This window comes from Flagellimonas sediminis (assembly GCF_010500845.1).
Lineage (GTDB): Bacteria > Bacteroidota > Bacteroidia > Flavobacteriales > Flavobacteriaceae > Flagellimonas > Flagellimonas sediminis.
Genome location: NZ_JAAAMI010000006.1, coordinates 213689 through 226735, shown reverse-complemented (window position 1 = coordinate 226735; position 13047 = coordinate 213689). Strand labels below are relative to the sequence as shown.

Below are 13047 nucleotides of genomic sequence, written 5' to 3'. Positions count from 1 at the left end.
AAATCCTTTTTTCTTAATCCACTTGTAAATCAAAAAAGAAATTCCAATAGGAATTCCGATACCTAAAATTATTATGATTAAAAAAGCGATTATCAATTCCATGCAGTTTTTCAGTATGACACACAACGTTAAAGATATGATTCGTTTCAATGAATTATATCGACCGATAAGTGAAGTTAGGGTTTTTCGCGCTCAAAATCCAGTCCAAATGGATGGACATATCCTATGAATTGATGTAAATTTAAAAAGAATTGGAGCTGTTATGAACTCAACGCCTGTTCCATTTTTGCTTTTATCTGTTCCAAGCATAGATTTCCCAAACTGCCTTCGTGGGTATGCTCAATGTCCTTTTTGGGTTTAAAATTACCATTTTCAATGGCCTTGCCCATGGTTTTCTAGGCATCCCGGAACGGCATTCCACTTTTGACGAGTTCGTTCAAGGTATCCACACTAAAGAGGTAATCGTATTTGGGGTCGTCCAAAATCTTGGGGTTCATCTTAATTTCCTTCAAACTAAAGGTCATCAGTTCCAAACAGGCCTGCATGTCCTGCAAGGCAGGAACGATCACTTCCTTCACCAATTGCAGATCACGGTGGTAGCCAGTTCGAGTTTTTTCTTTAAATCATTACTATTGAATTTCCTCTAATGTCTTTATGTTATCATCTGGAATACGGTCTATCATTTTGTTATACGGGTCGATACCTGCTTTGATTGGCAGTTTCTTTGTGATAAACGTATAGGTAGATTTTCCGGGTTTCACCCAAACTTTCTTCATAACTAAAGGAGTCTTTGTAGTCATCCCTTGTTTGTTTTTAGTATCATTATCAAATACTGCAATTTCTAATAAGTTTGGTTTAGTTCCTGTTGACAATAACTTACCATTTCCATCAAAATAGCCTTTCGAACTTTCAACTTCGAGAGTTACTTCATAGTTGCTGTTGGCAATTTTTTTATAGGAAGCATTTGTTACCTTGTTAGAATAAAGTGTAATCTTTTTGAAACTATCTTCTATATAATACTGTAAGTCAGCTGGCGTTGCTGCCTCAATAAAGTCATACCATTCTAATGTAGTTGTGAAAGGCGCCTTTTGTCTGAAACGTGCTGCCTCCAAATAGGATTTGAAAGCGTTGTTCAAGTTTTTTTCACCTATTAAATCTTGAAGACCATACAGCACTAAAGCACCTTTTTGATACCAAACATAACTTTGATTATCATTGTCCATCAATGTTTTTTCAAACTTACTCTCGTTTGCTCTATTGCGTAAATATGTATCCAATACTTCTTTTAAAAATTTTTGCATGGCATCTACTCCATATTCTTTTTTCATAACCATCAACGATGAATACTCCGCCATAGATTCTGAAATTTGATTGGCGCCACGAGTTGCAGAAGGCATAACTTGATGACTCCACCATTGATGGGCAACTTCATGTGCAGTTACTGTATAAACGTAATCCAAATTGTTTGGATCGCTAAAATCCCCTAACCAACCAAAACTTTCTGCAAACGGAACAGTATTAGGAAAGGATTGTGCAAAACTGGCATAACGAGGAAATTCGAGTATCCGCATTTGAGTGTACTGGTACGGGCCATAATTCTCTGAAAAATAATCCATTGAGTGTTTTACGCTTCTTACAAAACGATCAATATTATAGATATGTGTTGGATGATGGTATATTTCTATATTTACTTTTTCGCCGGTTCTGCCTTTCCAAACTTCTTTATGAACATCATATGCAGCTGACGAAATGTTATAGAAAAAGTCTAACTTATCATTCATTTGATAAGTATAATACTGTCTGCCATTGGCTTTCCATTTTTTCTGCAAATAGCCCGGCATAATAGCAATCTGATCAGGTGCTGTACTCACTGTTCCTTCAAAAGTGATAAAATCACCATCATCGTTAAATAATAGATTATTCAATCCCCAGGCATCGGTTTGTGTTGGTAAATGATAATCTTTAATAGGCAGCTTGTATTTTTTTCTGTCCTGGTCACTTGTTAGCTCGCTTTGGACATCATAACCAAAAGAAGGGAAGAAGTTGTTGTTTAAAAATGTACCATTGTACACGATATCGGAACCCAAACCTTCATTAGGAAACCCTTTATAGAAGCCGGTTACTTGTAAAACCATTGTAACGGTATCCTTGGGTTGTAATGGTTTGTTGAAAGCATAAATTTCATAGCCAAAATCCATGTACTTTTTAGTAAGTTTTGGAGTTTCACCTTCAATAGTAAAGGTATTTACTTCTTTTTTTAGTACACCTTCCGGACCCCAATTCAAATGTAAAGCGTTGATATCTTCATTGGATTTATTTACCATTTTATAAGTTACCTTAATTTTGGCTGACCTGTTTTCTGGAAATAAATCGGCGTTTACTTTTACATCAATAACTTTTGGTTGCGCAATTTTATCATATTTGCTAAGTTGTTTTTCATATTCGGCAGTAGCAATAATTCTTTCTTTTTCTGTTTTGTAGTTGTTCAGAATTTTGGTATTGTAATAAATAAAGCCACCGGAACCCATAAAAATGCAAAGCAAAACAAAGAATGCTGAAATCGTTCTAACATTCAATCGCTCTCTTGCTATTTGCCAACGTGCCTTTATACCAGAGTCAGTTCCACGTTTCCAGAATAGATATCCAATAATTAGTAAAACGCCACCACAAGCCAACCAATAGGTTCTGAACCAAAATAGTGCTTCGGCAAAATGCCCAAATCCATTCATGTCAGATAACGTAAAGTTTGGTGAGTAACTATATAAGTATAAATTATTGTCTATACCGGCAAATTGATTCAATCCAAAAATGAATACCCAAAGCGCAATCGCAATAACGTGCCCCATAAACTTTTTTGTCACTAACGAATGCACAAAAAAGGCCAATAAAGCGAAGATGATGTACTTTGGAAATTCAATTAAATACAAATCAGCGAAGTACATATCAAATTCGAAATTGAAATACCCCTTAATGATTTGGATGAGTACACCGTTAAACATAATGATGTTGACCAAGACAAAACCGATCATCACTATGGATAAAAACTTGGACCCATATACCAAGCGATTCGGTAACGGAAGCGCACCAAATATCTGATCATAATTAACGTTGCGTTCTCGATGCAATACTTCGCCTGTTACAAATACGATAAGGATAAAGATGAGAATCATATACGTATCATTTTTTATCTCCAACATATAGTAGGTCGTTGGTAACGAAGGTGTTCCGTATATAGGAGTGCCAAACCATGCATCAAAAAATAGGGAGCAGACAGCAGCAATTAGAATGGCTATAAAGTAGTTATCCTTAATGATGTTCTTGAATTCCATAAAGGCTAAATCAATCAATAATCTAATATTTAGGCCTTTGGAGAACACTTTTGAAACCTTGGGGATTTTAGTAAAGGCAGCAGTTACATTGGCTTGATCTACGTTGTCATTTTTCTTTTTTGAAGTATAATTTTTCTTTAAAAAATTCATGAAGTCAAATCGGAACAATGTGAAAAGCAAAGCTGACACACCCAAGCCAACCCATATAAGACGATTCCATATAAGCATTCCTTGAAACGGAACCGTCATTGAGTTTTGTTCTTCTGGCGTCCAATATCGAATAATATTTAGATACGTTCCTAAACCAAAAGGGTCTAGTAAGCTTACTAAGTTTTCTTTTTCAATATCTTGGGTTAAGGTTATGGTAATTATATAGATAATAAATAAAATGGCGCCACCAGCATAGGCCAACATCACCCTTTTTGTCAAACAAACCAATGCAAAGAAAATGCATCCTGCAAAGAAAAAATTTGTCCAATACAGCATTAAAGTTGGCTGCAAATAATACCAAAGATTAAAGCTTGTAAAGCGTTCAGGTTCCTCGTAACCCGCATATGGCCCAACCATAAAACCCATAATTAAGCCCAATTGCAATCCCAGACTTACCATAAGCAGTATTGTCATTGAACCAAAAAAGCGGCCTAACAAATAGCCTTTTTCAGTAATGGGATAGGAAAAAAAGTAATTCTCGGTTTTATGCTCAATATCTCTATACACGGGAACGCCCATAATAGCACTGGCCAGCATAATACCAAAAACACTAAAGGTTGATAAAATAGTGGCGATAGCGATAGGGGAGTTCACAAAAACCTTCTCCGAATTTGGACCATTTCCGCTAATGGCCATAATTAATCCAAACAACATTAGTATTCCAAAGTAAGACCAAGTAGCGGGTCTTTTTAATCTATATCCGATTTCGAATAAGAATATTTCTTTAAACATAATTGAATAATTTTAGGGGATTGGATTAAACAATTAATCTAAAGTACCAGCGATGCGTGAAGTGATTTCGGCAAAATACACATCTTCTAAATTGGCTGTAAAGGCTTCAAAAGATGTATCAGGTTGGTTATCGCTCAAGACATGAATAACGGTTTTCCCGGCCTTCAAATGTGTAGAAATAACCTGTAAATCGGTACTATAGCTTGCCAACTCCTCTTTTTCGATGGCTTTAGTCCATATTCTGCCTTTAACGCCATCGGTCAATTCATTTGGATTTCCTTTGGCCACAACTTCGCCCAAACAAATAATCGCCATGTTAGGGCATAGGTTAGAAATATCCTCTACTATATGGGTCGATAAAATAACAATCGTATTTTCTCCAATTTCACATAATAAATTATGAAAACGATTCCTTTCAGCAGGATCTAAACCAGCAGTGGGCTCATCCACAATAACTAATTTTGGATCACCAATTAAGGCTTGTGCAATACCAAAACGTTGCTTCATTCCACCAGAATAGGTTCCTAAACTTCTATTTCGAGCATCCCATAAATTGGTTTTGGCTAAAAGGGACTGTACCAACTCTTTGCGCTCACCTTTATTGGAAATACCTTTCAAGGAAGCAATATGATCAAGCATGGTATAAGAACTAACTTTGGGATACACCCCAAATTCTTGTGGAAGGTATCCTAGAATTTTTCGAACCTCGGCTTTATCTTTTAAAATATCCAAATCACCTAAGAAAGCTGACCCGGAATCGGCTTGTTGCAATGTAGCGAGCGTCCTCATTAAGGATGATTTCCCCGCTCCGTTAGGTCCTAAAAGGCCAAACATACCTTGAGGTATGTCTAATGTGATATCTTTCAATGCATGAACACCGTTTGAATAGGTCTTACTTAAATTCTTAATTTTTAATTCCACAATTTGATTTATTTTTTGAGGGCATTTTTATCAATATTTTTGCTCGTCAATTGATTTTGTAATATGAGATTTGACTTTTCCGGTATGTTCAGTTGTTTTTGACTCAATTAGCATAATCAAGCATTCTTCTTTAGATGAAACTCTGTGATTGATTCCTTTTTTTAAAACATAAAAATCCCCTTTTTGGATAACGATATTTTCCTGATTTTCAATTTCTATTAACAAAGAACCTTCAACGATATAAAATAATTCGTCTTCACTTTCGTGATTATGCCAAGGGACTTCTTGCCCCTTTATTTTTACGACTTTAATATATTGGTCATTTACTTCACCTATAATCCTTGGTGAATAATAGTTGTCAAGACCTAAAAAGGCATTTTTTAAATTCATCTTTTAAACAAATTACTTTTTACAATTTTGCCCTCTCTTTTTGCTAAATAATAAAGTATGATTCCTATAAGTAATAGAAAAGATGCTGTAAAAATTGAACCCTCAATTCCGGCTGCACCTCCTGTCAATAGTTCAGGACCATTGAATTTTGATTGAATGATGGTGCCCATATCATTTGTCCCAGTGAGATTTGAACCATAAAAAGGCTGGGCAAAATTCCAACCTATATGGAAAAAATAAGGTAGCCAAATTCTTTTAGTATAGATAAACAACATGGCCATAGTAAACCCCCAAATCAAATAATAAAAAAGATTAAATAGGTTGGAATTGGGATTGTAAATGTGTTGAAGCTCTACTAACATTGCAATGACGAGTGTTAGATGAGTACCTAACCAATTTTCACATACACGAACTATTAACCCTCTATGAAATAAGTCTTCAACCAAGGCGGCCAACATTAATACCGTGAAAAACTTTATGGAGTAGTGCGTTGTTGAAAAACTAATAACCTGATAAGACCCTAATAAGTATAAAATGAAAATTGATAATGAAATTGTAAAAAAGCCTAAGAAAAATCCTCCAAGCATTTCTTTAAGCAAATATTTTGTGGATAGCTCTGTTATTTTTCTTTTATCATAAAAACGGAATAAATAGTAATAGCTAACCAATAATACTATTAATGAGACACAATGAATAATTGGGTCGGCAATACTTTTATCTTGAATAATGCTATATAAAAATGGTTTTAATACAAAGTTTTGAATTAATACAAATAGAGAAAAACAGACTACAATTCCAATGATAATTTTTGTTATTGGAAAATGCAGCACTCTTTTAATTGATACATTCATTATTTATTTTATTTAAGGTTTCTGCAAATAAAAGTATTTGATACCTTTACAGCAAGTACATACAATAAAGTAGAGTACTTACCGATAATATAGTAAAGCTGATTATCAATGATTTGAATTTATAAAAATGAAGAAAAATGTTCAAAAGGCACATTGTGCTGTCGATTATGCCTTTCAGCGAATTGGTGGAAAGTATAAAGGTCGAATTTTATGGGTACTTAGAGAAGGTCGTCTTAGGTATGGAGAGTTAAGCAGAGCTGTGGTTGGGATAACTCCAAAAATGCTAACCCAAACACTCAAAGAATTGGAAGCTGATCAGCTGATTACGAGAAAAGCTTATTTTGAAGTTCCACCAAAAGTTGAATATTCACTTACTGATACAGGAATGGAATTAATTCCTTTTATCAGTCAAATGAGAAGTTGGGGTGAAAAGCAAATGTCAACAAATTGAAACTTACAATTCGCAGGGTGTTGCGATATGCTTGCCACCAACGATATTAGGTATGAATCGATATTAATGGTATATATCGACCGGTACTGAAGCGAGTTCAGCACAGGTAAGTGAAGATAACGCTTTTTATATGCTCAATGCCCTATCCATTTTGGCTTTAATTTGCTCCAAACACAGATTGCCCAAACTTCCTTCGTGGGTATGCTCAATGTCCCTTTTGGGTTTAAAATTGCCGTTTTCAATGGCCTTGCCCATGGTTTTATAGGCATCCCGGAACGGCATGCCACTTTTTACGAGCTCGTTCAAGGTATCTACGCTAAAAAGGTAATCGTATTTCGGGTCGTCCAAAATCTTGGGGTTCACCCTAATTTCTTTTAAACTGAAGGTCATCAGTTCCAAACAGGCCTGCATGTCCTGCAAGGCAGGTACAATCACTTCTTTTACCAATTGCAGATCACGGTGGTAGCCACTGGGCAGATTGTTGGTGATCAAGGTCAATTGGTTGGGCACCGCTTGTATTCTGTTGCACTTGGCGCGGATCAGCTCAAACACATCGGGATTCTTCTTGTGCGGCATGATGCTGCTGCCCGTGGTCAGTTCGTTCGGGAACGAAATAAAATCAAAGTTCTGGCTCATGTACAGACAGATGTCCATTGCCATTTTAGATAAGGTGGCGGCCACGCTGGAAATCCCAAAAGCAGCGGCTTTTTCCACTTTTCCGCGCCCCATTTGGGCAGCCACCACATTGTATTTTAAGGTTTCAAAACCCATTTCGGCGGTGGTGAACGTCCGGTCTATAGGGAAGGAACTTCCATAACCGGCAGCACTTCCCAAAGGGTTTTGGTCGGCGATCTTATGGGCCGCCTGTACAAAGTACAGATCATCGATCAAGCTTTCGGCATAGGCAGAAAACCAAAGTCCAAACGAGGAGGGCATGGCAATCTGAAGGTGGGTATAGCCTGGCAAAAGGACGTTCTGGTGTTTTTCGGCAAGCTTCATCAAAAGGTCGAACAGGGATTTAACCTGCTCCTTGATTTCGGTAAGTTCTTCCTTCAGATACAATTGCATGGCCACCAAAACCTGGTCGTTCCTGGATCGTGCGGAGTGGATCTTTTTACCGGTATCACCCAATTTTTCGGTCAGGATGAATTCGATTTTAGAATGCATATCCTCAAAATCGTTCTCAATGGTGAATTTCCCTCTTTCGATATCCTTGCCGATTTCACCCAACGCTTTCACCAAATCCTTGGCTTCCTCTTCGGTGATCAACCCGACCTTGCCCAACATTTTGGCGTGAGCGGTGGAGGCAATCACATCATATTTGGCGAGTACCAGATCTAGTTCGCGGTCGTTGCCCACGGTAAAATGGTCTATTTTTTTATCGGTGCTAAAACCTTTGTCCCAGAGTTTCATATTTCAATTATCAGTTGACAATTAACAATGTACAATGGCTGAATGTAAATTGGTAATTGATTATTGTTCATTGGTTATTGTAAAAATCCTGAAAGGATTTTGATATACAGGTCGATTCCTTCCTCAATCTCATCCACAAAAATGAATTCATTGGCGGAGTGGGAACGCGTGCTGTCGCCAGGGCCCAGTTTTACCGATTGGCAACTCAATGCCGCCTGATCGGACAATGTAGGGGAGCCATAGGTTTTTCTGCCCAACGCCAGACCACTTTTTACCAAGGCATGGTCGGGATCAATGCTGGATGAATTCAAGCGCAACGAGCGGGGTGTCATTTTGCAGGGTGCCTCTCGTTGCAATCTATCCGAAATCTCCTGATTGGTATAACAGTCGTTTACCCGAACATCTACCACTAAATCCACTTGCGCTGGCACCACATTATGTTGCTTGCCCGCATTGATTTGGGTGACGGTCATTTTAACTTCACCCAAAGCCTCGGAAATCTTTTCAAACCTGTAATCCTTGAACCATTGCAACACAGGTATGGTGTTGTAAATGGAATTGTTGTCGTTGGGATGTGCGGCATGTGAAGGCGTACCTTCCACAACGGCATCAAAAACCACAAGGCCTTTTTCGGCAATGGCGAGGTCCATCAAAGTGGGTTCGCCCACTACAGCTACGTCAATTTTTGGAAGAATGGGTAACAGTCCACGTAAACTTTTATCCCCAGCATCCTCTTCTTCTGCGGTTGCCGCCATGATGATGTTGTGGCTCAACCCTTCCTTGTCATAAAAATGGACGAAAGTGGCCAGAAGAGAAACCAAACATCCACCCGCATCGTTGCTGCCCAAGCCGTACAACTTGCCATCTTCAACATGAGGATGGAATGGATCCTTGGTGTAGGCGCTATTTGGTTTTACGGTATCGTGGTGCGAGTTAAGCAATAGGGTAGGTTTGCTTTCATCAAAATATTTGTTGAAAGCGTAGATGTTGTGATATTGGCGTTCCGTTTTTACGCCAAATCCCTGCAAGAACGCTTCAATGGCATCCCCAGTTTTGTCCTCTTCACCTGAAAAGGAAGGGATGGAAATAAGCTCTTTCAGCAGTGCTACGGCTTTTTGGGTCAATATGTCTTGGGATATCGTCATAAAGTCAGGGTCGTATATTCCACATTGCTCTGATCGAGCATTTCACTGTTCCCCACACAAACTTTGGACACATGGTTACGCAGAGCATAGAAGCAGTTGTGCAACTTGGGGAGCATGCCATCGGCAATGATCCCATAGGCCAAAAGCTCATCGTAGGTCTTGGAATCGATTTGTTTGATTACCGAATTTTCATCCTCTACATCCTGTAAAACCCCTTTTTTCTCAAAACAGTAATACAGTGTGGTTTCAAATTGATCGGACATGGCAATGGCCAGTTCAGCGGCAATCGTATCGGCATTGGTATTGAGCAACTGGCCTCTTCCGTCATGCGTCAAAGCACAGAAAATGGGTGTAAACCCGGCTTGTAGCAATTTAAAAATCGCATAGGCATTCACCTTGTCCACATCGCCCACCAAACCAAAATCCACTTTTTTAATGGGTCTTTTGTGTGCTTGTATGGTGTTGCCATCAGCACCGCTCATGCCTATGGCATCGGTTCCCAAAGCTTGCAGTTTTGCAACGATTTTTTTGCTCACCAAACCTCCATAAACCATTACGGCAATATCCAAAGTTTCAGGGTCCGTGATCCTTCTTCCGTTGACCATTTGACTCTCAATGCCTAATTTATTGCCCAGTTCGGTAGCTTTTTTACCGCCACCGTGTACCAAGATCTTGTTTCCATCCATTTTGGAAAACAGGCCTAAAACATGTTCAAATCCTTGGGCATCCTCAATGAGGTTGCCTCCTATTTTTACTATGGATAGTTTTTGTTTCATTCTATGTATTTATTATTCCCCCATCAATGGTTATCGTTGTTCCGGTAATCCAGGAACTATCATCCGATACCATAAAAAGGGCCAGCTTCGCAATATCTTCCGGAGTACCCAATCTTTTCAATAACGTTGCATTTTCGGCCTTGGCCACCGCCTTTTCTGGATTTTCAAAGGCCTTGGCCGATTCCCAAAGCAGTGGTGTGTCCACTGGTCCCGGGCATATGGCGTTCACCCGAATTTTGGGAGCATATTCCACCGCCATTTGTTTCATCAGTGCAACGGCTCCTGCTTTGGATGCACAATATGCAGGATGATTGGGAAAACTCTTGAAAGCTGCAATAGAGGCATTGATCAAAATGTTGCTATTTGACCCCTTTTGCAAATAGGGTAATCCGTGCTTACAAAGATAAAATATGGAGCTCAAATTGGTGTCAATAGTTTTGTGCCAAGAATCGAAGGCCAATTCTTCAACATTCCCCAATCCAAGAATACCCGCATTCAACGATAGGATGTCCAACTGACCAAAGGTATCCATTGCCAATTGGACCAAATTCTGGTTATAGATAGGATCTGTTACATCGCCTGCCAAAAAAACGGAATTGCCCAATTGCTTTTCCAAGTTTTGGCCACGCTCCTTGTTTTGACCGGATAAAACAAGTTTGGCACCTTCGGAAGAAAATGTTTTGGCAATGGCTTTCCCCATGCCGCTTGTTGCACCGGTAACAATACAGACCTTATCCTTTAACTTCATTTGTTTTGTTCCAAAATCTTTTTCAATACGATCTGTGCCGAATAGATCCTGTTTTTGGCCTGCTCGGCCACTAGGGATTGTTTTCCGTCCAACACGGCATCTTCCACCACTACGTTTCTACGAACGGGCAAACAATGCATGAATTTGGCCTTTCCCAATTTTTCCTCCGTCATGGTCCAGTTCAAGTCCTTGCTCACCACTTTGCCATAATCGGCATAATTGCTCCAGTTTTTCACATAGACAAAATCTGCATTTTCAAGGGCTTTTTGTTGGTTGTACTCAATGTGGCATCCTTCCGTGATTTCCGGATTCAATTCATATCCCTTTGGATGGGTGATGACAAAATCGGCATCTTGCAATTTCATCATCTGCACAAAGGAATTCGCCACTGCATGGGGCAATGCCTTTGGATGCGGTGCCCAGGACAAAACCACTTTGGGTCTTTCCTTGGTCTTGTTTTCTGCTATGGTGATGGCGTCTGCCAAAGCCTGAAGGGGGTGCCCAACGGAACTTTCCATATTCACCACCGGAATGGACGCATATTTGGCAAACCCGTTGATGACCTCCTCCGCTTCGTCTTTTGCTTTGTCCACCAAACCGGCAAATGCCCTGATGGCCACGATGTCACAATATTGTGAAACCACTTGAGCCGCTTCTTTGATATGTTCTGATGTGCCTTGGTCCATAATGGTACCATCTCCATATTCCAAGGCCCAGCCCTCGTTGCCAAAATTCATGACCATCACCTCCATACCAAGGTTCATGGCCGCTTTTTGGGTGCTTAAACGGGTACGTAGGCTATTATTGAAAAATAATAGGCATAAGGTTTTTCGTTTGCCCAAAGCCTCAAATTGATAAGGGTCTTTTTTTAGGTTGATTGCTTCCTCCACCCAATCGGGGAGGGAGTCGATATCGTTTACGGATAGGTAATGCTTCATTTTAATGCTTTTTTGAGCGCGTCAAAGAATAGGTCGATGTGTGTCTTAGTGATGTTCAAAGCCGGTAAAAATCGCAGCAACTTTTTGTTATTGGCGCTACCCGTGAACATATGGTGGTCATAGATTAGTTTTTTTCGCAGTTCGGCCACCTCAAAATCAAATTCGAGGCCGATCATCAGACCTTTGCCCTTTACTTTGATGATGTCGGGTACCTCGGCGGCCTTTTCCCTGAAATAGATTCCCAATTCCGAAGCATTCTCAATCAAGTTCTCGGATTCCAACACTTCCAAAACGGCCAAACTTGCAGCACAGGCCAAATGGTTGCCACCAAAGGTGGTGCCCAAAAGTCCGTAGGAAGGTTTAAAGGATTCGTGGATCAACACCCCGCCCACAGGGAATCCGTTACCCATCCCTTTGGCAATGGAAATGATATCAGGCTGAATGCCATGATGCTGAAAACCAAAGAATTTTCCACTTCGTCCATAGCCGGATTGTACTTCATCGGCAATCAAAACCACGTTGTTCTCCTTGCATTTTTCAGCGATGAATTGGTAAAATGCAGTAGTCGGTTCATCCAAGCCGCCCACACCTTGGATAGCCTCCAGGATTACGGCACAATACCCATCAGATGTAATGGCTTTTTCAAAGGCCTCAAAATCGTTCAATGGCAAAAAGGTCACCTCTTGCTGTAAATTGATAGGCGCGTTGATCTTTGGATTGTCCGTGGCCGCCACAGCTGCGGAAGTACGTCCATGAAAACTGTTCTTGAATGCGATTACCTTAGCCTTTCCAGTGTGAAAGGATGCCATTTTCAAGGCATTTTCATTGGCCTCTGCGCCAGAATTGCACATGAATAGATCATATTTCTCACAGCCGGACAATTTCCCTAACTTTTCCGCCAATGCCTCTTGTACAGGATTTTGTACGGAATTGCTGTAAAAGGCAATTTTCTCCAATTGATCCTCAATGCGCTTTACATAATGTGGATGTGTATGGCCAATGGAAATCACGGCATGGCCTCCGTAAAAATCCAGATATTTTTGTCCTTTGTCATCCCAGACCTCAATGCCTTTGGCAGAAATTGGGGTTACATCATAGAGTGGGTATACGTCGAATAGTTTCATAATTTTTTGTTTGTCATCT

At 39.7% G+C, this 13047-nt stretch carries 11 protein-coding genes and 1 pseudogene; 1 reads left to right on the top strand and 11 read right to left on the bottom strand.

The genetic code is table 11. The features are described 5' to 3' along the window. Positions 1-260 precede the first annotated feature (260 nt). The 5 genes and pseudogenes from GTK07_RS13355 to GTK07_RS13335 form a co-directional block, all read right to left on the bottom strand. Positions 261-605, bottom strand: a pseudogene (locus tag GTK07_RS13355) (argininosuccinate lyase); the annotation flags it as partial. A gap of 24 nt (positions 606-629) precedes the next feature. After that, a complete protein-coding gene (locus GTK07_RS13350) occupies positions 630-4271 on the bottom strand; it encodes an ABC transporter permease/M1 family aminopeptidase (protein WP_163635746.1) in 3642 nt (1213 codons plus the stop codon). A gap of 33 nt (positions 4272-4304) precedes the next feature. After that, entirely contained in the window at positions 4305-5192 is an 888-nt protein-coding gene (locus tag GTK07_RS13345) for an ABC transporter ATP-binding protein (protein WP_163635745.1), read from the bottom strand. A 30-nt stretch (positions 5193-5222) separates the two neighbouring features. Then, positions 5223-5582 carry a cupin domain-containing protein gene (locus GTK07_RS13340; RefSeq protein ID WP_163635744.1) on the bottom strand — a complete coding sequence of 120 codons (360 nt, stop codon included), beginning with the start codon at positions 5580-5582 and terminating at the stop codon, positions 5223-5225. After that, positions 5579-6433: a CPBP family intramembrane glutamic endopeptidase gene (locus GTK07_RS13335; protein WP_163635743.1), complete on the bottom strand. Its 855-nt coding sequence runs from the start codon at positions 6431-6433 to the stop codon at positions 5579-5581. The genes GTK07_RS13340 and GTK07_RS13335 overlap by 4 nt, the downstream gene beginning before the upstream one ends. Before the next feature lie 127 nt (positions 6434-6560). Between GTK07_RS13335 and GTK07_RS13330 the strand changes: the two genes are divergently transcribed. Continuing rightward, entirely contained in the window at positions 6561-6884 is a 324-nt protein-coding gene (locus GTK07_RS13330; RefSeq protein WP_203583794.1) for a winged helix-turn-helix transcriptional regulator, read from the top strand. Between the two features lie 126 nt (positions 6885-7010). Here the strand turns inward: GTK07_RS13330 and argH are convergent, their stop codons facing one another. From argH to GTK07_RS13300, 6 genes are all read right to left on the bottom strand, one after another. Then, positions 7011-8297: an argininosuccinate lyase gene (argH, locus tag GTK07_RS13325; RefSeq protein WP_163635742.1), complete on the bottom strand. Its 1287-nt coding sequence runs from the start codon at positions 8295-8297 to the stop codon at positions 7011-7013. A 74-nt stretch (positions 8298-8371) separates the two neighbouring features. Next, positions 8372-9442, bottom strand: a complete 1071-nt coding sequence (locus GTK07_RS13320; RefSeq protein ID WP_163635741.1) for a M20 family metallo-hydrolase — start codon at positions 9440-9442, stop codon at positions 8372-8374. Next, complete coding sequence (gene argB / locus GTK07_RS13315) at positions 9439-10218, bottom strand: acetylglutamate kinase (protein ID WP_163635740.1); 780 nt, start codon at positions 10216-10218, stop codon at positions 9439-9441. Before argB ends, GTK07_RS13320 begins: the two co-directional genes overlap by 4 nt. A 1-nt stretch (position 10219) precedes the next feature. Next, positions 10220-10966, bottom strand: a complete 747-nt coding sequence (locus GTK07_RS13310; protein WP_163635739.1) for an SDR family NAD(P)-dependent oxidoreductase — start codon at positions 10964-10966, stop codon at positions 10220-10222. Further along, positions 10963-11904 carry a Rossmann-fold NAD(P)-binding domain-containing protein gene (locus GTK07_RS13305; RefSeq protein WP_163635738.1) on the bottom strand — a complete coding sequence of 314 codons (942 nt, stop codon included), beginning with the start codon at positions 11902-11904 and terminating at the stop codon, positions 10963-10965. The genes GTK07_RS13310 and GTK07_RS13305 overlap by 4 nt, the downstream gene beginning before the upstream one ends. Next, positions 11901-13028, bottom strand: coding sequence for an aspartate aminotransferase family protein (locus GTK07_RS13300; protein ID WP_163635737.1), 1128 nt, complete (start codon positions 13026-13028; stop codon positions 11901-11903). The genes GTK07_RS13305 and GTK07_RS13300 overlap by 4 nt, the downstream gene beginning before the upstream one ends. Positions 13029-13047 lie beyond the last annotated feature (19 nt).

Coding starts and splice junctions, on each gene's coding strand:
- GTK07_RS13330 (WP_203583794.1), top strand. CDS start 6,561: ATGAAGAAAAATGTTCAAAAGGCACATTGTGCTGTCGATTATGCCTTT.
- GTK07_RS13310 (WP_163635739.1), bottom strand. CDS start 10,966: ATGAAGTTAAAGGATAAGGTCTGTATTGTTACCGGTGCAACAAGCGGC.
- argH (WP_163635742.1), bottom strand. CDS start 8,297: ATGAAACTCTGGGACAAAGGTTTTAGCACCGATAAAAAAATAGACCAT.
- GTK07_RS13340 (WP_163635744.1), bottom strand. CDS start 5,582: ATGAATTTAAAAAATGCCTTTTTAGGTCTTGACAACTATTATTCACCA.
- GTK07_RS13305 (WP_163635738.1), bottom strand. CDS start 11,904: ATGAAGCATTACCTATCCGTAAACGATATCGACTCCCTCCCCGATTGG.
- GTK07_RS13320 (WP_163635741.1), bottom strand. CDS start 9,442: ATGACGATATCCCAAGACATATTGACCCAAAAAGCCGTAGCACTGCTG.
- GTK07_RS13335 (WP_163635743.1), bottom strand. CDS start 6,433: ATGAATGTATCAATTAAAAGAGTGCTGCATTTTCCAATAACAAAAATT.
- argB (WP_163635740.1), bottom strand. CDS start 10,218: ATGAAACAAAAACTATCCATAGTAAAAATAGGAGGCAACCTCATTGAG.
- GTK07_RS13350 (WP_163635746.1), bottom strand. CDS start 4,271: ATGTTTAAAGAAATATTCTTATTCGAAATCGGATATAGATTAAAAAGA.
- GTK07_RS13300 (WP_163635737.1), bottom strand. CDS start 13,028: ATGAAACTATTCGACGTATACCCACTCTATGATGTAACCCCAATTTCT.